The sequence below is a fragment of the Sharpea azabuensis DSM 18934 genome (assembly GCF_000702165.1).
In the GTDB taxonomy this organism is placed as follows: Bacteria; Bacillota_I; Bacilli_A; order Erysipelotrichales; family Coprobacillaceae; genus Sharpea; species Sharpea azabuensis.
In genome coordinates this window covers 37,899-64,508 of the sequence record NZ_JNKU01000003.1, presented here as the reverse complement: position 1 = coordinate 64,508, position 26,610 = coordinate 37,899, and the positions used below count along the sequence as shown (strand labels likewise).

Annotated in this window: 32 protein-coding genes and 1 pseudogene; all 33 read left to right on the top strand. The window is 35.9% G+C overall.

The features are described 5' to 3' along the window. Positions 1-3: 3 nt before the first annotated feature. The 33 genes and pseudogenes from T529_RS0101360 (at position 4) to T529_RS0101200 (ending at position 26,593) form a co-directional block, all read left to right on the top strand. Positions 4-795 carry a hypothetical protein gene (locus tag T529_RS0101360; RefSeq protein WP_033161817.1) on the top strand — a complete coding sequence of 264 codons (792 nt, stop codon included), beginning with the start codon at positions 4-6 and terminating at the stop codon, positions 793-795. Further along, positions 795-1,118: a holo-ACP synthase gene (gene acpS / locus T529_RS0101355; protein WP_033161816.1), complete on the top strand. Its 324-nt coding sequence runs from the start codon at positions 795-797 to the stop codon at positions 1,116-1,118. Before T529_RS0101360 ends, acpS begins: the two co-directional genes overlap by 1 nt. A gap of 106 nt (positions 1,119-1,224) precedes the next feature. After that, positions 1,225-1,536, top strand: a complete 312-nt coding sequence (locus tag T529_RS0101350) for a single stranded DNA-binding domain-containing protein (RefSeq protein ID WP_033161815.1) — start codon at positions 1,225-1,227, stop codon at positions 1,534-1,536. 22 nt (positions 1,537-1,558) lie between these two features. Further along, on the top strand, positions 1,559-3,358 hold the full coding sequence (gene lepA, locus T529_RS0101345; protein WP_033161855.1) for a translation elongation factor 4: 1,800 nt from the start codon (positions 1,559-1,561) through the stop codon (positions 3,356-3,358). Positions 3,359-3,467: 109 nt separating this feature from the next. After that, entirely contained in the window at positions 3,468-5,537 is a 2,070-nt protein-coding gene (locus T529_RS0101340) for a peptidoglycan D,D-transpeptidase FtsI family protein (RefSeq protein WP_033161814.1), read from the top strand. A gap of 136 nt (positions 5,538-5,673) precedes the next feature. Next, complete coding sequence (gene rpmG, locus T529_RS0101335) at positions 5,674-5,823, top strand: 50S ribosomal protein L33 (protein ID WP_033161813.1); 150 nt, start codon at positions 5,674-5,676, stop codon at positions 5,821-5,823. A 29-nt stretch (positions 5,824-5,852) separates the two neighbouring features. Next, on the top strand, positions 5,853-6,455 hold the full coding sequence (locus T529_RS0101330) for an MBL fold metallo-hydrolase (RefSeq protein WP_033161812.1): 603 nt from the start codon (positions 5,853-5,855) through the stop codon (positions 6,453-6,455). A gap of 74 nt (positions 6,456-6,529) precedes the next feature. Beyond that, the gene (locus T529_RS0101325; RefSeq protein ID WP_033161811.1) at positions 6,530-7,381 is read left to right on the top strand and encodes an SDR family oxidoreductase; all 852 of its coding nucleotides are present in this window, start codon (positions 6,530-6,532) and stop codon (positions 7,379-7,381) included. Next, the gene (locus T529_RS0101320) at positions 7,378-8,673 is read left to right on the top strand and encodes a dicarboxylate/amino acid:cation symporter (protein WP_033161810.1); all 1,296 of its coding nucleotides are present in this window, start codon (positions 7,378-7,380) and stop codon (positions 8,671-8,673) included. Before T529_RS0101325 ends, T529_RS0101320 begins: the two co-directional genes overlap by 4 nt. 141 nt (positions 8,674-8,814) lie before the next feature. Then, entirely contained in the window at positions 8,815-9,273 is a 459-nt protein-coding gene (locus T529_RS0101315) for a hypothetical protein (RefSeq protein ID WP_033161809.1), read from the top strand. Then, positions 9,266-10,255 carry an ATPase, T2SS/T4P/T4SS family gene (locus T529_RS0101310; RefSeq protein WP_033161808.1) on the top strand — a complete coding sequence of 330 codons (990 nt, stop codon included), beginning with the start codon at positions 9,266-9,268 and terminating at the stop codon, positions 10,253-10,255. The genes T529_RS0101315 and T529_RS0101310 overlap by 8 nt, the downstream gene beginning before the upstream one ends. After that, positions 10,245-11,243 (top strand): type II secretion system F family protein, encoded by a 999-nt coding sequence (locus T529_RS0101305; protein WP_033161807.1) that lies wholly within the window; start codon positions 10,245-10,247, stop codon positions 11,241-11,243. The genes T529_RS0101310 and T529_RS0101305 overlap by 11 nt, the downstream gene beginning before the upstream one ends. Next, entirely contained in the window at positions 11,244-11,687 is a 444-nt protein-coding gene (locus T529_RS0101300; RefSeq protein WP_033161806.1) for a hypothetical protein, read from the top strand. After that, positions 11,665-12,129, top strand: a complete 465-nt coding sequence (locus T529_RS0101295; RefSeq protein WP_033161805.1) for a hypothetical protein — start codon at positions 11,665-11,667, stop codon at positions 12,127-12,129. Before T529_RS0101300 ends, T529_RS0101295 begins: the two co-directional genes overlap by 23 nt. Further along, the gene (gene comGC / locus T529_RS0101290) at positions 12,098-12,406 is read left to right on the top strand and encodes a competence type IV pilus major pilin ComGC (RefSeq protein WP_173363820.1); all 309 of its coding nucleotides are present in this window, start codon (positions 12,098-12,100) and stop codon (positions 12,404-12,406) included. The genes T529_RS0101295 and comGC overlap by 32 nt, the downstream gene beginning before the upstream one ends. After that, a complete protein-coding gene (gene comGD, locus T529_RS0101285; RefSeq protein WP_033161804.1) occupies positions 12,393-12,794 on the top strand; it encodes a competence type IV pilus minor pilin ComGD in 402 nt (133 codons plus the stop codon). Before comGC ends, comGD begins: the two co-directional genes overlap by 14 nt. A gap of 168 nt (positions 12,795-12,962) precedes the next feature. Beyond that, positions 12,963-13,031: pseudogene (locus T529_RS13695) on the top strand (prepilin-type N-terminal cleavage/methylation domain-containing protein); the annotation flags it as partial. Between the two features lie 33 nt (positions 13,032-13,064). After that, positions 13,065-13,418 (top strand): ComGF family competence protein, encoded by a 354-nt coding sequence (locus tag T529_RS0101275; RefSeq protein WP_162172983.1) that lies wholly within the window; start codon positions 13,065-13,067, stop codon positions 13,416-13,418. Next, a complete protein-coding gene (locus tag T529_RS0101270; protein WP_156032132.1) occupies positions 13,372-13,767 on the top strand; it encodes a hypothetical protein in 396 nt (131 codons plus the stop codon). The genes T529_RS0101275 and T529_RS0101270 overlap by 47 nt, the downstream gene beginning before the upstream one ends. A 91-nt stretch (positions 13,768-13,858) precedes the next feature. Beyond that, positions 13,859-14,416, top strand: coding sequence for an elongation factor P (gene efp / locus T529_RS0101265; RefSeq protein ID WP_033161800.1), 558 nt, complete (start codon positions 13,859-13,861; stop codon positions 14,414-14,416). 94 nt (positions 14,417-14,510) lie between these two features. Beyond that, complete coding sequence (locus T529_RS0101260) at positions 14,511-14,855, top strand: Asp23/Gls24 family envelope stress response protein (protein ID WP_033161799.1); 345 nt, start codon at positions 14,511-14,513, stop codon at positions 14,853-14,855. Between the two features lie 99 nt (positions 14,856-14,954). Beyond that, the gene (nusB, locus tag T529_RS0101255) at positions 14,955-15,359 is read left to right on the top strand and encodes a transcription antitermination factor NusB (protein WP_033161798.1); all 405 of its coding nucleotides are present in this window, start codon (positions 14,955-14,957) and stop codon (positions 15,357-15,359) included. Next, on the top strand, positions 15,359-16,735 hold the full coding sequence (gene xseA, locus T529_RS0101250) for an exodeoxyribonuclease VII large subunit (protein ID WP_033161797.1): 1,377 nt from the start codon (positions 15,359-15,361) through the stop codon (positions 16,733-16,735). The genes nusB and xseA overlap by 1 nt, the downstream gene beginning before the upstream one ends. A gap of 8 nt (positions 16,736-16,743) precedes the next feature. Then, positions 16,744-16,989 (top strand): exodeoxyribonuclease VII small subunit, encoded by a 246-nt coding sequence (xseB, locus tag T529_RS0101245; protein WP_033161796.1) that lies wholly within the window; start codon positions 16,744-16,746, stop codon positions 16,987-16,989. Next, positions 16,961-17,806 carry a polyprenyl synthetase family protein gene (locus T529_RS0101240; protein ID WP_033161795.1) on the top strand — a complete coding sequence of 282 codons (846 nt, stop codon included), beginning with the start codon at positions 16,961-16,963 and terminating at the stop codon, positions 17,804-17,806. Before xseB ends, T529_RS0101240 begins: the two co-directional genes overlap by 29 nt. 1 nt (position 17,807) lies before the next feature. Next, positions 17,808-19,667: a 1-deoxy-D-xylulose-5-phosphate synthase gene (gene dxs, locus T529_RS0101235; protein ID WP_033161794.1), complete on the top strand. Its 1,860-nt coding sequence runs from the start codon at positions 17,808-17,810 to the stop codon at positions 19,665-19,667. Beyond that, complete coding sequence (locus T529_RS0101230; RefSeq protein WP_033161793.1) at positions 19,660-20,469, top strand: TlyA family RNA methyltransferase; 810 nt, start codon at positions 19,660-19,662, stop codon at positions 20,467-20,469. The genes dxs and T529_RS0101230 overlap by 8 nt, the downstream gene beginning before the upstream one ends. A 3-nt stretch (positions 20,470-20,472) precedes the next feature. Next, positions 20,473-22,119 carry a DNA repair protein RecN gene (gene recN / locus T529_RS0101225; RefSeq protein ID WP_033161792.1) on the top strand — a complete coding sequence of 549 codons (1,647 nt, stop codon included), beginning with the start codon at positions 20,473-20,475 and terminating at the stop codon, positions 22,117-22,119. Between the two features lie 160 nt (positions 22,120-22,279). After that, positions 22,280-23,452 carry a DNA polymerase IV gene (dinB, locus tag T529_RS0101220; RefSeq protein ID WP_033161791.1) on the top strand — a complete coding sequence of 391 codons (1,173 nt, stop codon included), beginning with the start codon at positions 22,280-22,282 and terminating at the stop codon, positions 23,450-23,452. A gap of 52 nt (positions 23,453-23,504) precedes the next feature. Then, positions 23,505-24,392 (top strand): site-specific tyrosine recombinase/integron integrase, encoded by an 888-nt coding sequence (gene xerA / locus T529_RS0101215; RefSeq protein WP_033161790.1) that lies wholly within the window; start codon positions 23,505-23,507, stop codon positions 24,390-24,392. 4 nt (positions 24,393-24,396) lie between these two features. Then, positions 24,397-25,596, top strand: a complete 1,200-nt coding sequence (locus T529_RS0101210) for a phosphopentomutase (RefSeq protein WP_033161789.1) — start codon at positions 24,397-24,399, stop codon at positions 25,594-25,596. Further along, on the top strand, positions 25,596-25,931 hold the full coding sequence (locus tag T529_RS0101205) for a hypothetical protein (RefSeq protein WP_051646787.1): 336 nt from the start codon (positions 25,596-25,598) through the stop codon (positions 25,929-25,931). Before T529_RS0101210 ends, T529_RS0101205 begins: the two co-directional genes overlap by 1 nt. A gap of 164 nt (positions 25,932-26,095) precedes the next feature. After that, positions 26,096-26,593 (top strand): hypothetical protein, encoded by a 498-nt coding sequence (locus T529_RS0101200; protein ID WP_033161788.1) that lies wholly within the window; start codon positions 26,096-26,098, stop codon positions 26,591-26,593. The last annotated feature ends 17 nt before the right edge of the window (positions 26,594-26,610 follow it).

Genomic DNA, 26,610 nt, shown 5'->3' with positions numbered 1-26,610 from the left:
ATAATGGGTTGGCGTAGTTGGTTATTTGGTGAAGATGATGACGATGTTGTTGAAGAAAAACATGACATTGTTGATCCGATGGTTGAAGAACGTCTAAAAGAGAAATTTTCTTCACCACTCATTTATGATGATTTCGATGAAAAGCAAGAAGAAGTCAAGAAAGAGAAGAAAAAGGAAGTCAAGAGTGCGAATGTGGCTAAGCCTGTCACAACTAAAAGTGAACCATATATCATGCATGATATTATTTCACCCATTTATGGCGTGCAACAGCAAAAGCCAGTGAAAAAGACTGTTTCTAAAGCGCCTAGCAAGAAGAAAGTCATCAAGAAAAGTGATGAGCTTGTCCAGGTTATGTCTCCATTCTTTGGCCCTGCAAATGAAGAGGATAAAAAGAAAACAAAATTCTCTGAAAAAATCAAGGAAACAATTCATAAAGAAGAAACTATTGAAAAAAAGCCACAAGAGGAGGCTGCTGAAACAAAAACAAGTGAGCCTCCTGTTGTAGAAAAGCAAGAAGAAGTCAAGCAAGAAGAAATAAAAAAAGAAAAAGCACCTGAAAAAAAGGCAGCAAGAGAGATTGACAGTGCTCAGGTCATTGATTCTGTGGAAAATAGATTGCGTAATATTGCAAGCTTAACAGAGCAAAGTGATGATGATTTGAAGATTGTTGAAGAGAGAACAGGTAAGTTCAAGCTTGATTTCAAAAAGAAAGATGATTCACTTATTGATGAAATCGATGATAATATGTCTCTTGATGAACTTATGAATCTTTACGAAAAGAAGTTTAAGGACTAATGAAGGGGATAGGTGTGGATTTAGTTGATTTAAATCGACTAGATCTTGAAAATGAGACATTTATTAAGCATGTTCTTTCAGAGAAAGAATATGCTTGTTTTTCCAAAATGAATGATTTAAGAAAAAGAGAATATCTTGGTGGACGCTTTGCAGCAAAAGAAGCATATCTTAAAGCTAATGGCTTAGGACTTGGCGGCATGCGTTTTAATGAAATAGAGGTGCTCAATAGTGAGAGCGGGGCGCCTTACCTCAATGATCCCAAGGCCAAGATTTCTATTTCTCATGAGAAAGACTATGTCATTGCTTTTGTCGTGATAGAATAGTATTTAATAAAAAAATAGGATGTTTTTGCCTTCCTTCAAGAAAATATGAAATGAAGAGAGATTGTTATGATAAAGTTGTCCTGTGTTTTTTAAGGAGGAAATAACGATGTCATCATTTGTATTTATTGAAGGAGAAGTGGCAACAATGCCAGATTTTGAAGTGCTTCATTCTATTCATGATGATGCACTTATGCATATTAGAGTAAGACGTCCATTTGACGATGTCCCAGGAAGAAGAGAATATGATTTAATTCCGGTAACGATGTGGAATGGTATTGGCTGTGAAATTCGTGATCGTTTTGAGATAGGTGATCGTATTAAGATTACTGGACGTTTACTGAATGTTGAGAAACAGCCACTCTATGAACATTATCATGTCATGATTGTACGTGCACATGAATATGAAAAATTAGAATAAAGAGAAAGGTGTGAGTTATTTGATTGATCAGTCACTCATAAGAAATTTCTCGATCATTGCCCATATTGACCATGGTAAATCTACGCTTGCCGATCGTATCTTGCAGTTAACAGGTACGGTCGCTGATCGTGATATGAAAAACCAGATTTTAGACGATATGGATCTTGAGAGAGAAAGAGGAATTACAATTAAGCTGAATGCTGTTCAGCTTACTTATAAAGCGAAGGATGGTAAAACATATCTTTTACATTTGATTGATACGCCTGGCCATGTCGATTTTTCCTATGAAGTTTCGCGTTCGCTTGCCGCTTGCGATGGAGCAGTACTTGTCGTTGATGCAACACAGGGTGTCGAAGCGCAAACATTGGCTAATGTTTATCTTGCACTTGATAATAATCTGGAAATCCTTCCTGTTATCAACAAGGTGGACTTGCCTAGTGCGGATGTGGAACGCGTTAAAGAAGAAATTGAAGATGTCATTGGCTTGGATGCTCAAAATGCCCCATGCATATCTGCAAAGACGGGATTAAATGTCGATGAAGTGCTTGAAGATATTGTGAAGAATATACCAGCACCAACTGGATCAATCAATAACCCTACGCAAGCTTTAATTTTTGATAGTTACTATGATAGTTATCGTGGTGTTATTGTCATTGTAGCTGTTAAAGATGGTTCAATTAAGGTTGGCGATCATATTCACTTTATAGCGACAGATGCCACATATGAAGTAACTGAGGTAGGAGTGCGTACACCTCGTGAAATAACGAAAGATGAGCTTGTTACAGGTGAGGTTGGCTGGATTGCGGCAAGTGTCAAGGATATCAAGGATGTGCATGTCGGTGATACGATCACAACATTAGAAAATCAATCGAAGACAGCTTTGCCAGGATATCGTCGTATGAATCCAATGGTCTATTGCGGTCTCTATCCTGTTGATAATGCGCGCTATAAGGATTTGCGAGATGCCCTGGAGAAGATTTCACTTTCTGATTCAGCACTTACCTATGAACCAGAAACATCTCAGGCTTTAGGCTTTGGTTTTAGATGTGGCTTCTTAGGCTTATTACATATGGATGTTATTCAGGAAAGACTAGAACGTGAATTCGATCTTGATTTGATTGCGACAGCACCATCAGTAATCTATCGTATTGTAAAGCGTGATGGATCATATACATCCATTGATAACCCAGCAAGCATGCCTGATCCAGGAACATTTGACCATATTGAAGAACCATATGTCAAAGTATCCATCATGACGCCTGATGACTATATTGGAGCAATCATGGACTTATGTCAGAATAAGCGTGGGGAATATGTTGATATTGAATATTTGGATGATTCAAGACGTGAGGTTATCTATAATATGCCTTTATCAGAAATTATTTTTGATTTCTTTGACAAATTGAAATCAAGTACCAAGGGCTATGCTTCTTATGACTATGAACTTATTGGCTATCGTGAAAGCGATTTAACAAAGATGGATATTCTTTTAAATGGTGAGGTTGTAGATGCCTTGTCGACTATTGTTTATCGTCAGTTTGCGAGAACAAGAGGCAATGCGATTTGCGTAAAGCTTAAAGAGCTTATTCCAAAACAGCAGTTTGAAATTCCTGTTCAAGCGGCTCTTCAGGGTAAAATCATTGCCCGTACGAATATTAAAGCAGTTCGTAAGAATGTCCTCGCTAAATGTTATGGTGGCGATATATCACGTAAGAAAAAGCTGCTTGAAAAGCAAAAAGAAGGTAAGAAACGCATGAAAGCAGTTGGCTCTGTTGAAATCCCACAGGAAGCCTTTATGGCCATCCTTTCAGTAGATGAATGATGACTCATTCATCTTTTTCTATTTTTAAGAAAGGTGAAATTATGTGAAAAAGTAGTCTTAATTTACTTTAAGAAATATTTCATATATAATACATTAGCGAGGTGAGTGTATGCCTAAAAGACCGAGAATTCGATTTAGGGGTCAGAAAGAGGCAAATCAGGAAGTAGGTAATGTTTTAGGTAATGTTATCAAGCGAAGATACTATATTGTCATTGGCTTTGTACTGACGGTTGCTGTTATCTTTGCCTTGCGCTTATTTGTCTTGCAGATTTCTAAAAAAGATTTTTATAATGCTAAATTAGAACAATATCAGACCAATACATTCCAGGTTGATGCATTGCGTGGTGAGATTGTCGATCGTAATTATACTAAGCTTGCTTACAATGAAAATGTTGTATGTGCAACATATTATGCTGTCAACAATATGAAAGATAAGGAAATTGATGCCATTGTCAAATTCTTAATGGAGCATGTTAATGTTGATATCTCTGATGTCACAAAGCGAGAGAAGAAGGATTATCTGATTATGAAAGATAAGAAATTCGCAACATCTCTTGTTACAGAGCAGGAACGTAAAGCTCTTGCTAAGGATGAAAATGGTGATCGTAAGATCTATAACTTACAGATTAAACGTATGACCGATGATATTGTCAATAAGCATCTTTCTGATAATGATGTCAAATATTACAAGCTTTATTATGCTATCAAGCGTTGTACATCTGGTTCAACCATCTTGCTTGAAGGCATAAGTGTTGAGGAAGCAAGTATTATTGGTGAGAATTCTGATTTATTGCGTGGAGTACGTGTGACAAGTGACTGGAAGAGAAACTATACATTTGGTTCCAATTTTAAACAAGTTTTGGGTAATGTCACAACCAAGAAACAAGGTCTTCCAGCAACAACTAAGACTGAACTTCTTGCTTTGGACTATAACAATGATTCGCGTGTTGGTACATCAGGGCTTGAGACAGAATATGAGAATATTCTGTCAGGCGATTCTTCAACTTATCAGCTGACTTACAATAAGGATGGTTCGCCAGTTATTAAGAAGAAAACACCAGGATCCAATGGCTTGAATTTGCAGCTTACGATTGATAGTGAACTGCAGGAGAAGGTTGGTCAGTATATTGAGAACGAACTGAAATCCCATACAGGAGAGAAGTGGAATAATCATATTTACTGTATTCTAATGCGACCAAAGACTGGTGAAGTGATTGCTATGGCTGGTAAAGAAAGACAGAAGGATGGCCAGATTGTTGATTATGCTGCCGGTAACTACTTGAATGCCTATGCTGTTGGTTCTTCATTTAAGCCAGCAACTCTATATACATGCTTTAAAAATCATGTCATTAATGCAAACCATTATGAAGTTGATGATGCAAGCGGTTTAAAAGTAAAGGGAACACCTACCAAATATTCTCACAACAAAGTTGGCTGGGGAAGTATCAATGAAGTGACGGCCTTAGCTTATTCTTCAAACGTCTATATGATGAAGATCATCATTAAACTTGGCGGTGGTAACTATGTTTATAATGGTCCTTTGAGACTAAAGAAGGATGCTTATAAGCTATTAAGAAATGGTGCTAGTGAATTAGGACTTGGTGTCAAGAGTGGCATCGATATTCCTAATGAATCGTTGGGTTATCGTGGTAAACCATTAAACGTAGGTAAAATTCTTGACTTCTCAATTGGTCAGTATGATACATATACAAATATGCAATTAGCAACCTATACATCTACGCTTGCCAATATGGGTGTGAAGATACGTCCACATTTGCTTAAATCAACATATACAGTTGATAGTGAAGGAAATAATGTGACGCAAAGTAAGTTCAAGACAAAGGTGATTGATGATGTCTCGAGTGAGAAGATTGCTTTTGAACAGATAAAAAAAGGTATGCAGGCGGTAACAAGCTGGGGAACGATGAAGAGCGTCTTTAGTGGCTTGCCTTATGAGATGGCTGGTAAATCTGGTACAGCTCAGGTCTTTGTCACAAAAACACGTTCCGTACCAAACCATATGATTATTGCTTATGGTCCTACAGCCGATCCACAGATTGTCTGCACGGTCATCGTTGAGCAGCAGGATAACAATAACTCAGCTCCTGGCCTGGCACGTTATGCAGTTGATGAATATTTCAAGAAATATGGCTATGGCGCAAATGCAAAAGTCGATTAATTGTGAATTTAAGTTCTTTTGTATGGCTTAGGGTTAGAATTTAAAGCTAGTATATTTCAATAGTGTTGAAATAATGCTAGCTTTTTTGTATTCACTATGCTATTATAGGTAAGCAAACTTATGGAGGTACAATCTAATGAGAGAAAATATCATTTATAAATGTACTGAATGTGGTGAAGAAAACTACATTGGTACTAAAAACAAAAGAACTCATCCTGGTAGAGTTGAAATCAAGAAATACTGCCCAAGATGTAATAAGAAAACAGTTCATAGAGAAAAGAAATAAGCCATATCAGGCTTATTTTTTTGTGGATTATGAAAATTGAACGTTTAGTATTAGGGGCAATAGAAGAAAACTGCTATATCATTTATCTTGATGATGGCTGTATCATTGTTGATCCAGGAACCAATGATGTTCTTCACTATTGCAGAGAAAAACAATTACATGTTACGGATATTTTATTGACCCATGGGCATTATGATCATATTGGTGGTGTTGATGCTCTTGTTGAGGCTTATGGTGCGATTGTTCATGCTACAAAGGATACAATGCGTGTTGTAAAAGATGAGGTTTTGAATTTGTCTTTTAGACATCAGCCTCTTATATTACAATCAGAGATTGACATTGTTGATGATGATATAGTTATCAATAATGAAAAATTACATGTATATCATACACCTGGTCATGTCACTGGTAGCTGTTGCTATCTTTTTGAAAAAGAGAAGATCATGTTTAGTGGTGATATGCTGTTTGCTGGAAGTGTTGGCCGTGTTGATTTTCCTGGCTCATCAGTAGAGGATATGCGTAAGTCGATTGCCTTGCTTAAGAGTCTTGATTTTAATTGTACAGTAGCACCAGGACATGGTGATTCAACAACACTACAGGAAGAACAAAAGTACAATCCCTACTTTCAATAGGATGCTTGCATCCTATTTTACTTTATTATTAGCATGTTTTATGCTACACTACCAAAGAATAAAGGAGGTAGTCTATGAGTTTACAAACACGAATTTGGATTACTGGAGCAGGAGGACGCTTGGGGTCAGCTTTAGTGAAACATTTTGATCACAATACTGATTATGAAATTCTTATGAGCGATACGGATGTCCCTGTAGAAGATGAAAAGCAGGTTATTCGCTTTGCAAATCTCAATCACCCAGATGTCATTATCAATTGTGCGGCATTATCGGATGTTGAATATTGTGAAAAGAATCCTGATGAAGCCTATAAAATTAATGCAATTGGAGCAAGAAATGTGGCTGTAGCAGCCCGTATGATTAATGCAAAGCTTATTCATATTTCTACAGATGATGTCTTTAATGGCGTTAATGAAGAAGCACATAATGAGTTTGAAATACCAAATCCTGTTACTGTCTATGGTAAAAGTAAGCTTGCTGGTGAAACGCTTGTTGAACGATTAACGGATAAGCATGTCATTGTCAGAAGCAGCTGGCTTTATGGCAAGAATTATGATTTGGTTGAACAAGCCATTCTTAAAGCAAAACGTCATGAAAATATTATTATTCCTAAACAGGAATATTCGACACCTACTTCAACTAGAAGTCTGGTCAATTTTATAACGACTTTAATAGGTTTACATGAATATGGATTATTCCATGCTTCTGATCGTGGAAGCTGTTCACGAAAGGAGTTCTTTGAAACAGTTTTAAAGAAGGCAAACTTAGACGCTAAGGTAAAAGTAGCTAAAGATCAGGAGGCAAGACCTGCTTATTCTGTGCTTGATAACATGATGCTTAGAATTACTGGTATTTATGCAATGCCTGAATGGGAAGATGATCTTGATGCATATCTTGAACGTTTAAGAGATAGAGGTGTCCTATGAAAAAAGAAAAGAAAATAGGTTTAACAACAATGATTTTCATTGCCCTGATACTTGGTGCTGTAACAGGTGTTATTATCAATCTTACTTTGTCTTCAAGTAAGTTCGTGATGGACTATGTTGTTAATGGGGCTTTCTATATTGTCGGACAAGGCTTTATTCGTGGCATGCAGATGCTCGTTGTACCACTTGTTTTTTGCTCAATAGTATGTGGTGCTGCTGCAATTGGTGATACAAAGACACTTGGTAAAGTCGGCTTGAAGACAGTTATGTTCTATATGGCAACAACAGTCCTGGCAGTGACATTAGCTTTAGGCGTAGCCAATGTTATTAATCCTGGAAAGGGTGCTAATCTTGCTAAAATGATGACTGCTGCAAAGGCGGCGGGATCGACTGTGGGCAAGACAACAACTTCAACAAGTGCTGTTGATACTATTTTAAATATTATTCCTACAAATCCTATTCAGGCACTTGCTAATGGGGATATGCTAGCCATTATTTTCTTCGCATTACTTATCGGTATTATTCTTGCAAAACTTGGAGAGAGAGTTCAGCTGATGACGAACTTCTTCTCACAAGGGAATGATATTATGATGGAAATGACAATGATGGTAATGAAAGTTGCACCAATTGCTGTATATTGTCTTATCGCAAGAACATTCTCATCAATGGGCTTCTCTGTTATTATCTATATGCTGAAATATGTTATAGCTGTTTTGATAGCATTGTTATTGCAAGGCTTTGGGGTTTATCAGATTCTCTTGTTCATCTTTACAAGACTGAATCCATTCAAGTTCATTAAAAAGTTCTTCCCCGTCATGGCATTTGCCTTCTCAACAGCTACTTCTAATGCAACAATCCCATTATCAATCGAAACACTAGAAGAGAAAATTGGTGTAAGTCGTAAGATTTCATCATTCACTATTCCACTAGGAGCAACGGTCAATATGGATGGAACTTCCATTATGCAGGGTGTTGCTGTAGTCTTTGTTGCGCAGGCTTATGGCATTACTTTAACACCAATGAATATGCTGACAGTTATAGCGACAGCTACATTGGCATCAATCGGTACGGCTGGTGTGCCTTCAGTTGGATTGATTACGCTGACAATGGTATTCAATTCAGTAGGTCTTCCTGCAGCAGGTATCACATTAATTATGGGTATTGATAGAATTCTTGATATGGCAAGAACTGCAGTAAATATTACTGGTGATGCTGTTTGTACAACTATTGTTGCATATCAGAATGATGCAGTTGATAAAGAGGTTTACAATAAGGCGATACCAAATAAGTAATACAATTCAATAATATTGATTTCACAAGGTATGGAGAAAACTCCATGCCTTTTTTCGTTTTTTGAAAAAAGTTAAATTTAGGTGAGAAAAATCTACTTTTTTTGCGAATAAATATATAGAGGGTAGAAAGGAAGGATGCTCATGAAACAGCTCTTAAAAATTGAATGGAATGAAAATATCATTGTTAAAGAAAAGAAACAGCTTGATGAACAGAAAATGATGCAAAGTATTGCATTAGGTATTACGAATTTGCTTGTGGATCAGCAAGTCGATATCGAAGATGTGGATAGCGTCATAAGGCAATATCGCAAAATAGAGGCAATAGGAGCCTTGGCATGCTATTTACGTTATCATGATAGCTTTGAGGGATGCTATTTATTTGAAGAATATGATCTTGAATATCAGGCGGTGGATATTCTTCTTTATGAAGAAAATGGTTTCTACAAAGTGAAGGTCAACAATGATGAAACAGATGTCAAATTAGCAGTTATTATTTATGCAATTGTTATTGCAAAAAGTTTGTCAGCTAAGAATCAGCAATTATTGCTTTTTTCACTTTATTGCTTATTTTTTGAACAAGGTGGCGATGAAAATGGATGAACTCTTTGAAAAAATCATCTTTCATGCCCTAAAACGACATGCAACAGATGTTCATATGAAAATTGATCAGCAGCTTGATATAGAGTTCAGGGTGCTTGGCAAGCTTGAACACTATGCCAGCTATGAAATAGATATTGGCCATAAAATTATGAATTATATCAAATATAAGTCATTTATTAATGTTAACTACAAGCTTTTCCCTCAGACAGGTGCATTTCATTATTTTATTGACAACCATATCTATTTCCTGCGCGTTTCCTTTTTACCAGGGGAACATTTTGAGTCGATTGTTATTCGTATTCTCAATAATCATGAGAAACTGACTATTAATGAATTGTCGCTTGTCAAGGAGTTCAGTGGCTTCCTCGCATCAATATGTCGCCAGACATCAGGACTTTTCCTTGTCTCAGGAGCAACGGGAAGTGGCAAGAGCACAACGCTTTATGCAATGCTTGATCGTCTGATTGAAATGGGAGGCAAGAATATAGTGACGCTTGAAGACCCAATTGAAATGGTTAAGGAACATTGCTTACAAATCGAGATGAACGAAGATCTTGGCATCAATTATCATGACTCACTCAAACAGATTCTTCGGCATGATCCTGATGTGATAATGATTGGAGAAATCCGTGATGAGAAGACGGCTTCTTTGGCTATTACATGTGCACTTACAGGACATCTTGTTTTGAGTACAATTCATGCCTCAACAGCTTTGCTTGTCATTAAACGTATGCTGAATCTTGGCGTGAGTGAAACAGATCTTGAAGATGTCCTGATTGGGATTGTCTCGCAGAAGATTAAATATGACTTGAAAAGAAAGCGTGTCATCATTTTGCCAGAAATGATGAGCCGTAAAGCTATCATGCAATATTTACATCATGATGATTTTAGCTATCAGACATTTAAGCAGTCAGCATTAAGTTTAATCGCAGAGAAGAAATGTGATTCATATATTTTAAAGGATGAGCTTAATGAACAATGATTATCTCTTTTTAGAAAATCTTTATCAGCTTCTTGAACAAGGATATGGCATTGAGGAGACTCTGCTTTTGTGTAAGGAAATTACACATCATCATAATGCTGATGCAATTAATATTAAGCTTAAGGAAGGAATTGATTTTAAGGATGCTATTCTTGAATGTGATTTTCCAAAACAATTTCTGGAGTTCTTTGAGTTCTTTGCCATGCGTCTGACAATTAGTGCCGCTATTCGTAATGCCTTAGCAATAACACAGACACTTGAAAAGACGAAGAAGGATTTAATTGCCAAGATGACTTATCCACTTATCCTGATGAGCTTTCTTGTCATGTTTTGCCTCTTTTCTACGTTTGTGCTTTTTCCGCAGGTCAATGCCTTATTTGCCTCGTTTTCGATTCAAAAAAGTATTCTCTTTAGAGTATTAATAGGCTTAATGCAGCTGATTCCTCTATTGTTTATCTTGCTGGTTATTATTATTGTTGCGTTTTTTCTACGGTTTGTGAGAGCCTTGAAGCACAAGAATTATCGTATTATTGAACGATACTTACATACAAAGCTATTAAGGCGTTTTATTCAGAAATATTTTACTTTGAAATTTGCGATTTACTTTAATGAGATTATGAAAGATCGCATGGATGCCAATACAATTATCTACTTGTTAAATGAAACAATGGTAAGAAGTGATATTAAAATTATGATTTATGAGATTTATAGTCGAATTGATGAAGGTGAAGCGTTTGAGGATATTATTGAAGACTTTGAATATTTTGATCGACTCTTTGTGATTATGTATAAGATGTATTTGCAGTCACCAAAAGAGATCAAAGATCTCTCGGGATATATCGATGTAGTAAGACGAGAAATGGATATGGCAATAAGTAAGTTTATTAGATATTTGATTCCAACGGTATACTCCTTTGTTGCGTTTTTTGTGATTGTTGTTTATATTGCAATCATTTTACCAATGATGAATGTGATAGGAGAAATTTAAATGATAGAAGTAGTAAAAGTTATAGCTGATGATGTTGGAGGTTTTTGTATTTCCGATATTCAGAATGATGAAATATTAAAGGATTGTTTTTTACGTCAGTATAAAAAGCTTGTTTGGCTTATTGATGATATGGGACAATATGCAGTGCTTTTTAGGCATTTGTTTAAAATGATGCTCTATGCTGAAGTCTATCGTAATGAGGGAAAGCTTATAGATTTCAAAGGAATTTTTCTTGGTGATGATGTTGTGTTTGTGGATTTGATGAATGAGGATGCATTATCTGATCTTGATGAAGAACAAATCTTCTTTTTGGGCGGGCTTCTGCTTGGGGCGATGCCTGTCGATGTTCAAAATGCTATTGTTTTTGAGCTACATTCTTATTATGTGGATGTAATGAGTAAGAATCTGGAGCGTGATGAGCATGAAATCGCTGATTTATGTTAGCATGGATCAAGACAGTGTTTGTGTTGGTAAGAATCCAGACTGGGATGACCTAAATCCCGTCAAGATGACTGTCTTATCAGTCGAACATTTGCTAAAAAAGAGCGAGGATCAGGCATATGTGGATGTGCTGATGAATGCATTTTCATTAGGACGCTGGTTAAGGGACCATTGTGACTGTCAAAGACATTACTTGTTTAAAAATGGCATCATAGAAATGACAGAAGGGGAGATGGAAGTTATTTATGATGGCAATAAGATTGCCTTAAAGGGCTATCTAAATCACACTCAGCAAGAAAGCTTCCTGACGATTGCTTGTGCAAGTATTATTGCGACAGGCTTATCGGAAATACAAACTTGTATTGCACAAAGTTATCTCATGCATCATTATGCAAAGAAAGAAGAGGTTAAAGATGATGAAAAACAAGGGGTTTACACTCATTGAAATGATTTTCTGTATTTCTGTTATTCTTGTGATACTGTTGCTTGTTATCCCTTATGTGACTAATAAAAATAGAATAGTCAAGGACAAGGGCTGCCAAGCACAAATAGAAGTCGTGAATTCACAAATTATCCTTTATGAAATTGAACATGAACAGCTTCCAACAAGCATTTCCCAGCTTACAAGCGGTTCGACACCTTACCTGACAGAGAAGCAGGCTGTATGCCCAAATGGCAAAAGCATCTATATCAGTGATGGTCAGGCCTATGTTAGCAAATAGAAAGGGATTTACACTTGTTGAAATGATCTTTGTTTTAGCTATTACAGTAATCATTTCATCAATTACATTGACTTTCAGAAAGCCTAAGGCGAGTGCACAGGCACAAATAGCGTTGGTTACACACGCCTTTCAATTAGCAAGAAGTCAAGCCATGGTCAAGCATGAGACTGTTAAAGTTGTTTGCGACAGCAATTGTGTTGAAATCAGCAGTAATCAGTTCGAGAAAGAAGTCGTTTTAGCGAATGATTATCAATTCCTCAATCATTACCAGTTTACATTTAATGCTTCCGGACATATCAAGATTGCTAAAACAATCAGACTTAGCTCGCCGGGAAAAATCTATGAATTTGTTTTTCAGTTAGGAAGTGGTGCGTTTTATGTCAAGTAAGGGAAGTACTATGATTGAAGCGCTTTTCGCCTTTATGATTTTCTGCTCTGTACTCGTTGGAATGATTTCTTTACAAGCTAGCCTAAATCGTTCTTACCAAAGAGTATTGCATGCCAATAGTCATCAGGTGGAAGAAGAAATAACGAAGCAGTATGGAGGTGACCTCCCATATATAATCGAAAAGGTTTTACGCTCGTAGAAATGTTATTAGCACTTTCAATTACGATTCTGATCACTTCGACTGCTTATGGCATGATAAGGTCTTTAAAGATGCCTGAAGTAAAAATTGATAGTGATCTTTCCATTGGAACAAAACAACTTTCCGACTATCTCATGACGGCTAAGATTGAAAGCTACCACAATGGAATTGTCTATAAAGACAAAGATGGAAAGGAATTCCATATTGAATTGAGTGATCATCGGCTTGTTAAAACGCCGGGCTATGAAACACTGCTCTATGATGTTGATGACGTAGCTTTTTTTGAAAACAATCGTTTTCTTCTCATGAAGGTGCGTCGTGGCAAACGAGAATACCGTTATCTTATTGCTGATCTGTATGAAAAGAGTGAAAAGGAAAATGAAGAAGAAAAGCAGGAAGGTCAAACTGAGCAATCAACAAGGTAGTGTTCTAAATGTTACATTAATGATTTTTATCATTGTTGTTATGAGTCTCTTAATGACAAGCCGTATTTATGCGGATTTATTTGCTTTTCATAAGGATGAAGTAAAACTTAATGAACAAAGGCAAATACAGATTTATTTAAAGCGCTATTTTCGTGAAACAATGGATACTAATTTATTGCTGAGTGATGATTTTACAGTAAACAATACGCGTATTCATTATACTGTTGATGATATGTGGTCGTACTATTTGATTGATTGTGACATATCCGATAATCAAAATAGATATCGATTTGAAATGCATATCAGCACAAAAGATTTATCAGTGATAGAATTTAAGTATCTTTCATAGAAGAATATCTCAAATTACAAGAGGATTTCTATTTTACAAGTGTAAGCAGTTTTGTTATAATTTATTCGGTTTTTTAGAAAGGAGCTATAAAATGATTAGTGTTGGTGATTTAAGACCAGGAACTACTTTCCAGTATGATGGAAATCTTTATATTGTTTTAGACTATTCACATAATAAGACTGCTCGTGCAGCTGCTAATATCCGTGTAAAAATGAAGAACTTAAGAACAGGTTCGACAACTGAAATTACATTTGGCGGAAATGCTAAGGTCGAAAGAGCAACTGTTGAAAAGCGTAAAATGCAATATCTTTATGATAATGGCGGCATGCTCGTATTCATGGATAATGAAACATATGACCAGATTGAAATTCCTGCTGACCGCTTGAAATGGGAACAGAATTTCATGAAAGCAAGTGACGAAGTTGAAGTTACTTCTTTCGAAGGTGAAGTTTTAGGTGTTGCATTGCCTGTAAATGTTCCATTTAAAGTAATTGAAACTGAACCTGCTGTTAGAGGCGATACTGCACAGGGGGCAACTAAGTTTGCCAAGATTGAAACAGGTTTCGAAATCAAAGTACCTTTGTTTATTGAAGAAGGCGAAACAGTTATTGTCAATACAGTTGATGGTACTTACGGCGGAAGAGCTTAATTTGTAGAATCAGTCATTGAGGCTGATTCTTTTTTGCCTTGTATTGTGACAATTTTTCTTATACAATATAAAGGTAGAAGGAAGAGGTAAAGTTATGGCACATAATGAATACTATACATACAAAGAAAGTCCAATTAATGGCGATATCATGATGAGTGTCCAGGTCTTTGATATCATTGCAAAAGAAGTCATCAATGAAGACAAAGATGTAAGCCTAGATACTTCAAAAGGTTTTTCAATCAATGGATCTAAACGTCTTGTAAATGCACGTATTGATGATAATAACGTAACAATAACTTTACACATTAAAGTGAAATATGGTGTAAAAGTTACACGTAAAGTAAAAGATCTACAGAAAGCTATTGCTGCTGCAGTAAAAGATATGTGTAATGTTGATGTGAAATCTATTGATATTAATGTAGAAAGTATTGAGTTCTAAAAGCAAGACAGTTTATCTTGCTTTTCTTTTTGTGTATTGATATGACTTTTATGCATTAATATGGTATTATAATGAATAGAAATTTGGAGGTTTTTGAAAATGGAAAAAACGATCAGACAATATGCTAGACAGAAAGCAATTTTCTGTGTTTATCAGAATTTATTGATTGATGCTTCATTAGAGGATTTATTGCATTTTATTGATTTGGATCCAGAGTTAAAAGATGGATATTCAGCAAAGAAATTTGCTGTGCGACTTGTCAAAACGGTATTAGAGAATAAAGAGAATTATATTGTTCTCATTAGCAAAGAATTAAAGAAAGGCTGGACTTTTAATCGTCTTTCTTATATGGAACAGGCTATTTTGCTTGTTGCAACATGTGAACTTGCAGATAGTGAGCTTGATAAGCGTATTATTATTAATGAAGCTGTTATTAATGCTAAGGAATTCTGTGATGAAGATTCCTATAAGTTTATTAATGGGGTACTCAACGAGGTTATCTAATGAAACCCATTAGTGTTCATGCTCTTAATGGCTATGTGAAGGCATTGTTTGATCGTGATTTTCGTTTACAGGACATAACTGTCCGAGGAGAAATATCAAACTACCGGCCACATCCAAGTGGGCATATGTATTTTACTTTGAAAGATGAGAAAGCGGCAGTCAATGCGATTATGTTTGCTTCCTATGCAAAAAAGTTACCTTTTCGTGCTGAAAATGGCATGAAAGTGATTGCCCATTGCCATGTTTCGGTTTATGAAAAAACTGGCGTATATCAGCTCTATATTGATGCAATGCAGGAAGATGGCCTTGGTGATCTGGCTGTAAAATATGAGGAGCTTAAGTTAAAGTTGCTTAAGGAAGGACTGTTTGATGAAGCACATAAAAAGCCCATACCACGCTTTCCTAAAAACATTGCTGTACTTTCAGCAAAACAGTCAGCAGCTTTGCAGGATGTTTTAAGAACTATTAAGCAGCGATTTCCAAGCGTCCCAATTTATATCTTTCCTATTCCTGTACAAGGTAAGGATGCTTATAAGCATATTATTGCAATGCTTAAAGCAGTCGATAAGGCTAGACCATCTACAATCTTGCTTTGTCGGGGCGGCGGTTCCATCGAGGATTTATGGAACTTTAATGAGGAAGAACTTGTTCGCTGCATTTATCAGCTTCAGACTCCTATTATTACTGGCGTCGGACATGAGACAGATACAACACTTGTTGATTTTGTAAGTGATTTGCGTGCAGCAACACCTACGGCAGCAGCAGTGGCATCGGTTCCCGATGCCAAAGAACTAAGTAATAATGTTCTAATGAAAAAGAAACGTCTGCACGCCCTAATGAGTTATCAGTTAGAAAATAAAAAAACGATTTTACAGCATGTCTTGAACTCCTATGTTTTTAAGAATCCTGGCTATCTCTATGAAAATGAATTGCTTCATCTTGCCCATAACCGTGATGCTTTAGGGCATTTAGGAGAAAAGCTCATAACTGATAGACAAGATAGCTTACAAAGAAATAAACAAAAGCTTATACAGCTTTCTCATGATTTTATAAATAACAATAATAGTATCATTCAGAACAAGAAGGCAGCATTACAACTGCAGATGACACGCTACACAAAGAATGAGGAATATCGCTTAGCTAGAAATAGTGATAATCTCCAGACATTCATTCAAGACTATTTGAAAGAAGAAAGACACCATTATCTAGCTTCAGTTACCAAGTTAGATCTTGTTAGTCCTTTAAAAATTCTTAATCGTGGTTACAGCATTGTTTTAAAAAACAATCAGGTTATAGAGCATGCAAGTCAATTGTCAAGTGGCGATCATGTTGCTATTGAATTTGCGGATGGCCGAAAAAAAGCTATTATTGGATAGAGGTTATTATGGATAAAAATATGACATATGAACAAGCAATGAATCGACTTGATGAGATCATTAAGATTCTTGAAGAAAATAAAGCAACACTTGATGAAAGCATAACTCTCTATGAAGAGGGAATAGAGCTAGCTAAGCTATGTGACAGCAAGTTGAAGAGTATTGAAGATCGTGTTGTCAAGATTTATGAAAATGGTGGCATGCAGACATATGAAGGTGATTCTAATGAAACAAATGATAGAGGAAATCAATAGCCATCTTGAAATATTGCTGAACAAGCCAAAAGATGGTGCTGTTAAAGAAGCTATGAAATATTCTGTCATGGCTGGTGGCAAACGCTTGAGACCAGTATTATTATTAAGTGCTCTTAAGGCATATGGCTACCCTTACCAAGAATATCTGGATGTTGCCTGTGCAATCGAGATGATTCATACTTATTCACTCATTCATGATGATTTACCAGCCATGGACAATGATGATCTAAGAAGAGGGCGTCCTACTTGTCACAAGCAGTTTGATGAAGCAACAGCAATTCTTGCTGGTGATGGCTTATTAAATGAGGCAATGAATGTCATTATGCAGTCATCTATTGAAGACCATTTAAAAGTTCAGCTTGCCTCACTTTTATTTAAATCTTCAGGCGCTTCTGGCATGATCTATGGTCAACAGCAGGATATGTATTATGAAAATCATCAGGCTAGTCTAAAAGAATTAGAAGATATTCATCACTATAAAACTGGATGTCTGATTGCTGCACCACTAGAAATGGCAGGTATAGTTGTGGGTAAGGAGCAGGAAGCACTTCGTACGTTGGGCTTTCATTTAGGATTAGCTTTTCAAATTCAGGATGATATCCTTGACGTCACAAGCGACAGTGCTACTTTAGGAAAAACAGCAGGCAGCGATATAGAAAACGGGAAATCAACCTATGTCTCACTGCTAGGTCTAGAAAAATCTAGAGAATATGCAAATGAATTATTTAAGCAATGCTTAGAGGATATTTATGGAATGACTTGTAACCACGGCATAATGATTGATTTGCTGGAAAAGGTAATAAAAAGGGTGAACTAACTTGAAAATTGAAGAGATAGAAAATTCAAAATTTTTAAAATCAATGACAACAGAAGAACTGAGTGATCTATCTCAGGATATTCGCTCATTTATCATGAATTCTGTTGCAAAAACAGGAGGACACTTTTCTAGTAATTTAGGAATTGTAGAACTGACTGTTGCCTTGCATTATGTATTTGATTTTCCAAAAGATAAAATAGCTTTTGACGTAGGCCATCAATCCTATGTCCATAAGATTCTTTCAGGCCGGGCAAAGGATTTTCCTGATTTAAGAAAGTTTGGCGGTATTTCTGGCTTTCAGAAACGCAAAGAGAGTGCATATGATTGCTGGGAAGCAGGTCATTCTTCAACAGCCATTTCTGGTTCAATCGGAATTGCTACGGCAAGAGACTTGAACAAAGAAGATTATCAGGTCATCGCTGTTGTCGGCGATGCCGCAATGATGTCTGGTGAGTCATTTGAAGCTTTAAACTATCTTGGAACATGTAAGCATAAAGTGATTGTTATTCTTAATGATAACAATATGTCAATCACTAAGAATGTTGGCGGCCTTTCCAATATGCTTTCCGAAATCAGGGTATCAGAGAAATATAAAAATGCCCGTAATAACTATGTGACATTTATGAAGAAAAGCAAGACTGGTGAACGTGTCTATGAAGTAACTAAGAAGATGAAAGATGCTGTCAAGGATCATATACTTGATGAGTCTGTTTTTACAAAGCTTGGTTTAGATTATTTAGGACCTATTGATGGCCATAACATAGAAGAATTGATTTCAACACTGAATACGGCAAAAGATTATGACCATAGTGTTATAGTCCATGTTGAAACAATAAAAGGTAAAGGCTATGAAAAAGCTGAAAATGACAAGATTGGACTATATCATGGTGTTAAGCCATTTAATCTAGAAAAAGGTATTGTGCCAGTCATTCATAACAAACATCAAAGCTGGAGTGAAGCAATTGCCAATCATGTGGAATACCTAATGGGCAAGCATGATGATATATGTGTGATAACACCAGCAATGATAACCGGCAGTGCGCTAAATAAAATCTTCAAGCATTATCCTGATCGTAGTTTTGATGTTGGTATTGCGGAAGAACATGCGATGACTTTTGCTGCTGGACTTGCTATTAGTCATAAGTTTCCTTTCCTATCCATCTATTCTTCATTTTCCCAACGTGCCTATGATCAACTTAATCATGACATTGCACGGATGAACTTGCCTTGTTTAATTGGCATTGATCGTGCGGGATTAGTGGGTGAAGATGGCCCAACGCATCATGGTGTCTTTGATATCAGCTATATGATGCCTATTCCTAATCTAATAATCATGGCACCTCATAATCAGAAAGAAGCGGAACTGATGATTAATACAGCTTACTATCATCATGATCACCCTTATATTATTCGTTATAGCAAGAATATGATTCACAAGCATTCTGAACATCAAGATGATGTTATTGAAGTAGGAACATGGAAAGAAAAATATTTTGATGAAAATAATAAGATAAGTGTTGTTACATATGGTGATCATCTCAAAGAAGTAGCGAAGCTAATTAGAGAAAATGATTTACCAGTCAATCTGATCAATGCATGTTTTCTTAAGCCGATGGATGAAAAGATGCTTATGAAAATTGCCCAGACAAAGATTATTGTTTATGAAACGGATATGTTGATGGGGGGCTTAGGTGAAGCAATGAGTTTCTTCTATACACAACATAACTATTCTATTGAATTGCATGCAATGGGCATTGGTGATCATTATGTAACACATGGTGATGTTAGACAGTTATTAAAGGTTGAAGGATTATCCATCGATGATCTTCTGAAAAAGATTAAGGAGTGTCAAAATGGCTAAGGAACGAGTAGATGTTTTGTGTGTTGAGCAAGGACTTTTTGAATCAAGAGAAAAAGCAAAACGAGCTATTATGGCCGGCCTGGTTCACGATGATCATCAGAAATTAGACAAACCTGGTATGAAAATTCCTACTGACACAATTCTAGCTATCAAAGGTGAAAAGCTTAAATATGTCTCTCGAGGAGGACTTAAGCTAGAAAAAGCTATTTCATCATTTGATTTGGATCTGAAAGGAAAAATAATGCTTGATATAGGCTCATCTACTGGTGGCTTTACGGATTGTGCTTTACAAAATGGAGCAGTGAGAGTCTATGCGCTTGACGTTGGTACAAATCAGCTAGTCTGGAAATTGCGTAATGATGAGCGTGTTATTGTTATGGAACAAACAAACTTTCGTTATTGCACGCTTGATGATTTTAAAGAAGGTCAGCCGGAGGTAGCTTCTATTGATGTTTCATTTATCTCCCTTTCTCATATTTTTGCAGCCTTGAAAAACATTCTTGTACCTGGTGGTCATGTTGCTGCTTTGATCAAACCGCAATTTGAGGCGGGACGTGAACAAGTTGGCAAACATGGCATTGTCAAAGATAGTAAAGTGCATACTGAAGTGATTAAAAAAGTTATTGGTTATGCTATAGAGAATGGTTTCTCTATTCAAGGTTTAACATATTCACCTATAACAGGTGGGGAAGGCAATATCGAATTTTTAGGACACTTTGTTCTTGAAAAAGGAAAAGATATGCCAATTGATATTGAAAGTGTCGTTAAAGAAGCACATTATCATTTTGAAAGAGGTGAGTAACATATGCTTAAAAGTCTTTATATTTCTTCATTTGTTATTATTGATGAGATGCAGGTGGATTTTCATGAAGGCATGAGTGTCCTAACCGGGGAAACTGGTGCTGGTAAATCCATTATTATTGATGCAATTGGTCAGCTGTGTGGTAATCGATCAAGTGCTCAGCTTGTCAGACATGGCAAGGAAAAAGCTATTATTGAAGGTTTCTTTGAGATTGATGAAAATCAGGAGGCAGTAAAAGCTTTTGAAGAAATAGGTATAGACTTTGATAACGACATTATTATTCACAAAGAGATACATGCGAATGGGAAATCTACGATTAAAGTGAATTATCGTCCGGTCACAAATGCTGCATTAAAGATTATAGCGCCCTATCTTATTCATATTCATTCACAATTTGAGACACAAACAATTTTTTCTATTAAAAACCACATCACAATATTAGATCGTTTTATTGATGATGATACATTCAGAAATGACTATCTTGATTACTATCGACACTATCGTGATCTTGTAAAAAAGATTAGAGATATTAATGAAGTAGATATGAGTGATGAACGTATTGAATATTACCAATCACAATATGAAGAACTGAAGGATTTAGAATATACTGATGATGATATTGAAAATCTTGAACATGAAGCTGAAATGATGAAGAACTATGAGAAATTGAATACGCATATGCGCACATTTGATCATCTTGTCAATGACAGCCATGGAGTTCTAGAACAGTTACAGAATGCGATTGATGAATTGGAAAGTGTTAAAGATTATGATGATTTTAAAGATGATTATAATAAGCTCTATAATGAATACTATACGTTGTCCGATATTATCTCTTCATTGATGAATAGTTATGATGATATTGATTTTGATGAATATCGTTTTAATGAAATCAATGAAGAATTATTCAAGATTCAAAGATTGCAGCGTAAATATGGCTATAGCATGAAAGCTATTTATGAAGCTCGTGATGAGCTTAAAGAAAAAATTGATGCTAGTCTGCATCGTGATGAGGTTCTTGAAGAACTAGAAGAACAAAAAGATCATTACTATAATCTTGCTTTGAACAAGGCCAAGCAATGGCATCAGCAAAGAATGGAATATGCCTTAGAATTTGAAAGTCTTATTCAACAGCAATTAGTTGATCTCTATTTGGATAAAGCGCAGTTCAAGGTTGATTTTGAAGAAACAGAGTTAAGTAAAGAAGGCATTGATAAGGTTGTCTTTAAGGTTTCCATGAATGCCGGCCAGGCTTTTACACCTCTTAATGAATCAGCATCCGGTGGTGAAATATCACGTGTGATGCTAGCAATTAAGATTATTACCTTGAATCAGGCATTTGTTGATACGGTTATCTTTGATGAAGTTGATACTGGAGTTAGTGGGAAAGTCGCTGATGCGATTGGGCGCAAGATGGAGGAGCTTTCCAAAAACAAGCAGGTCATTTGTATTACGCATTTGCCACAAGTTGCAGTTCATGCATTGAATCATTATGTCCTCAATAAAGAGAGCGAGGATAATGAAACATATACAAGCATCCAGCAAGTGATTGGTGAAAATCGTATTAAAGAGATTGCTAAATTGCTATCTGGTGATAGTATTACAGAAGAAGCACTCAATAATGCACGTAGCTTATTAGTTCATAATTAGAAGTGCATTGTTGAGGAAATTAAAGATTACATATTATCTGCATTCATCCCATGGCCCTTAGGCTATGGGATGAATGGCGTCACTATATTGCAAGATATTTAATGCCGATTATTTTAAAGTATTTGGCTTAGATCAAGTGATAGAAACAAGGGGGATTATTATGCGTGTGATATTTCATATTGATTTAAATGCTTTCTATGTATCATGTGAACTTATAAAGCATCCAGAACTCAAAGGGATGCCTGTTGTCATTGCTCATGATTCAAAGCGTTCTGTTGTTTCAACAGCTAGCTATGAAGCAAGAAAACTTGGAATTCATTCAGCCATGCCCCTTTATATGGCCAAAAGTAAATGTCAGAACCTTGTTATTATAGAGCCACATTTTGATTATTATCATGAACTATCACATAAGTTTTTTACCATTATTAAAAAATATAGCCCCTATTTAGAGATTGCTTCGATAGATGAGGGTTATCTGGATTTATCGGAACGTATTACCAAGACACATGAACAACCCTATGGTATAGCTTTAGCCATCCAAAAAGAAGTCTATGAAACATTAGGATTGTCTTGTTCAATAGGCATTTCACCCAATAAATTTCTTTCCAAGATGGCAAGTGATATGAAGAAACCAATGGGTATTACTATTCTTACACAAAGTAATATTAGACAAATATTGTGGCCAATGGATGTTGGTGAAATGTTTGGGATTGGTAAGAAGACAGCTGCAAAATTAAAAGAAGTGGGTATTATGACGATTGGAGATGTGGCTAATCGTGATAACTATACACTGTTGAAGCAGGTCATGGGTAATAATGCTTTGATCTTCTTTCATGAAGCTAATGGTCGTGATGATCGAAAAGTGCATTATGAAGAAAGACAAGCTAAATCTATTAGTAATTCAGAAACATTTGAAAATGATTTAGAGGGTATTGATGAAATAGCTGAAGCTTTTAAAAATATTGCCGATTGTGTATCTAAAAGGGCGAAAAAGAGTGCGATGGTAACGAATAATATTGCAATCACATTAAAGTTTGATCTTGTGCATGCAATCACGAGACAAATACCTTTGGAGCATTATACAAACAATTCTGAAGACATATATTCCTATGCCTTGATGCTTCTTAGAAATGTTTATAATGGTGAAAGAGTAAGGCTGATTGGTATCAGTTTGAATGATGTCAAACCACAAAATGAAGTCAAAGAACAAATATCTCTATTTGATCGTATTGAAGCACCGCAAGAAGATAATGTTGAGCAGCTCATTAAGTTCTTTAATAAGGAGAACTTGGGCCTTATGAAAGCTAGTGATTTACTGCAAAAGAATTCTTAGTACCTTCTTGGTATTTAATATGTAATATTGATATAATATTGATGGTGATATTATGCGACAGAGTGATTACTTAAAAGAGTTTGAAACTTATTTGCTTCTAGAGAAAGGTTTGAGTGAGAATACAACAACAAATTATCTTCGTGATCTCAGGCAGTTTCTCTCTTATATAAATAAAGATGTCCAAGCAATAAATGAGCATGATGTAGAGCAATATCTAAGCTATCTTAATGAACATTATGCCTCATCATCAATTACGCGAAAGCTCGTGACGCTAAGACAGTTTTTTCTTTACTTAACAAGAAATCATCTTGTCAGTCATAATATCATGGACAATATTGATATGCCTCGAAGTCATGAACATCTACCCCGTATTATCAGTCTTGAAACTATAACGCAGGTTTTACAAGCAATCGATTTCACTTCACCTGAAGGTAAACGAGATTACTTAATGATTTTACTTTGTTTAACAAGTGGTGTTAGAGTCAGTGAGCTTGTCCATCTTACAACCAATGATTTTAATTTTAAGGCTAAACGTATTCGCGTGATTGGTAAAGGGAATAAGGAACGCTTAATACCATTAGATGATAAGACGAGTGAAATGCTTGAAGACTTTATTAGGCATGATCGTCATAAACTTGATAAGCTAGATAGCACATTGATTTTCTTAAATCATTCAGGCAAGATGGTCAGTCGTGAGAATTTCTATAATATTCTGCAAAAATATGCGCATAAAGCAGGTATTAAAGAACATTTTAGCCCACACACATTAAGACATACTTTTGCCACAACTTTACTTGATGGCGAAGCAGATTTAAGAAGCATTCAAGAATTGCTTGGGCATAGCGATATAGCAACAACAACAATCTATACGCATGTAGCAAATGAAAAGATTGTTGAAGATTATAAACGTTTCTTTCATAGAAACAAGGAAGAAGGATGAAAAAATGAGTTATAAAGAGTATAAGCGTGTTTTTCTGATTGTCTGTGATTCAATGGGCATTGGAAATGCCGAAGATGCAGCAAAATTTGGCGATGAAGGAGCAAATACCATTGGTCATATTGCACAGGCTAAAAATGGTCTTTACGTCGAAAACATGGAAGGACTTGGACTTGGTAATTTAGGTGATTTTATGGGTATTCATAAAGTTCCTCATCAGCTAGGGACAACAGCTGCCTTACGTGAAGTTTCAAATGGGAAAGATACTATGACTGGCCATTGGGAAATGATGGGCTTAAAGATCGATAAGCCTTTCCAGACATTTACAGATACTGGCTTTCCTGATGAATTTATAAAACTATTCGAAGAAAAAACTGGTCGTAAATGTGTTGGCAATTATGCAGAGAGTGGCACGGTTATTCTTGATAAGTTTGGGGAACATCAGCTTGAAACAGGTGATTGGATTGTTTATACATCAGCAGATTCTGTATTCCAGATTGCTGCTAATGAAGAAATCATACCTCTTGATGAGCTTTACAAAGCTTGTGAGATTGCTCGAGAATTATTAATGAAGGATGAATGGAAAGTCGGCCGTGTCATTGCTCGCCCTTTTGTAGGACATAAGAAAGGGGAATTCAAGCGTACTCCACATCGTCATGACTATGCCCTTAAGCCATTTGGCCGCACTGTTTTAAACAGTCTAAAGGATAATGGATTAGATGTTGTTGGAGTTGGAAAGATTCCTGATATCTTTGTAAATGAAGGAATTACTGAAGGTATTCATACTGATGATAATACAGATGGTATGATGAAAACGATTGAACTTGCAAAGAAAGAACAAGAAGGTCTTATCTTCGTAAATCTTGTTGATTTTGATGCGGTTTATGGACATCGTCGTAATGCGATTGGCTATGGGGATGCAATCGAATTGTTTGATAAACAGCTTGATGAATTAATGCGTAATATGCATGATGATGATTTATTGATGATTACAGCTGATCATGGCAATGATCCAACATGGAAGGGAACAGATCACACACGTGAACATGTCCCACTCCTTATGTATAGCAAATCATTAGCTCATCCAGAAAAACTGGGCATACTTGATAGCTATGCTGTTATCGGTGCAACAATTGCTGATAATTTCAATGTCGAGAACCCAGGCATTGGTTATTCTTTATTAGATAAGGTGGTTCGTACTCGATAATGGATGAACATAAAATGAGAAAGGTTGTTGTTCTTTCCCTTGCATCGACACTTCTTGCAATATTGTTCTTTATATTTGGTAGAACGATATCAAAAGGCAATATTCTATTAGATTTAGTTTATTATATTCTATCAATTGTATTGATGTTGATCAGTGTCCTTGCTCTTTATAACAACAATAAAATACAAAGCCATAAAATATTTCGCTATTTGATGCTTGTAAATGTATTATTTATGGCTTTACTGACATTCTATATGGTTAATAACCATTTCGCAGTATTACCACTTCATTTATATCCCTCGTCTTCACGATTTACCTATTTAGTTTTATTCTAAAACAATAATTAAATAGGAAAGTAAGATAACATAAAAGTAACTAATTTAAATGATCTATGAATAGAGTTTTCTCATATCTTCTAAGGATAATTTTGGCTTCAACGTTCCAAGTGCTTCACCTTGTTCATTATTAATACGCCAATACCTAATGAGAGTTGGTCTACATGCAAGACAATCCTCAGACTCAAACGAATATTCACAAGGGGTATCACATTGAAGATTACTTTAATGTAATTTTACCTGAATCAATGGTTACTTCTTCAGCAACATCACCAGTATGGAATGCATATTTAGCATCAATTAATGTGCTAGGAACGCCAATGTTGTTCAGTAATAGTACACTTGCTCAGTACTTGACAATTGGTTATAGTTGGACGAAAAATGCTATTGATAAGCATCATATCTTCCCAAAGGATTATCTTGCTGATATAGGTATTGAGAATGACAGACTTAGAAACCAGATTGCTAACTTCACACATCTTGATTACAACACCAACATTGATATTGGAAAAGAAGCACCAGATGTTTATGCTTTAAAATACAAGGAAATACTTGGTGAAGAAACATTTATAACTTCATGTAATCAAAATGCGCTACCTTTATCACTATTCGTTCGTATTGTTCTTTTAATATTTTTATATTCCACCAATCCTCATCTCTAATTGATAACTTCTGGGAA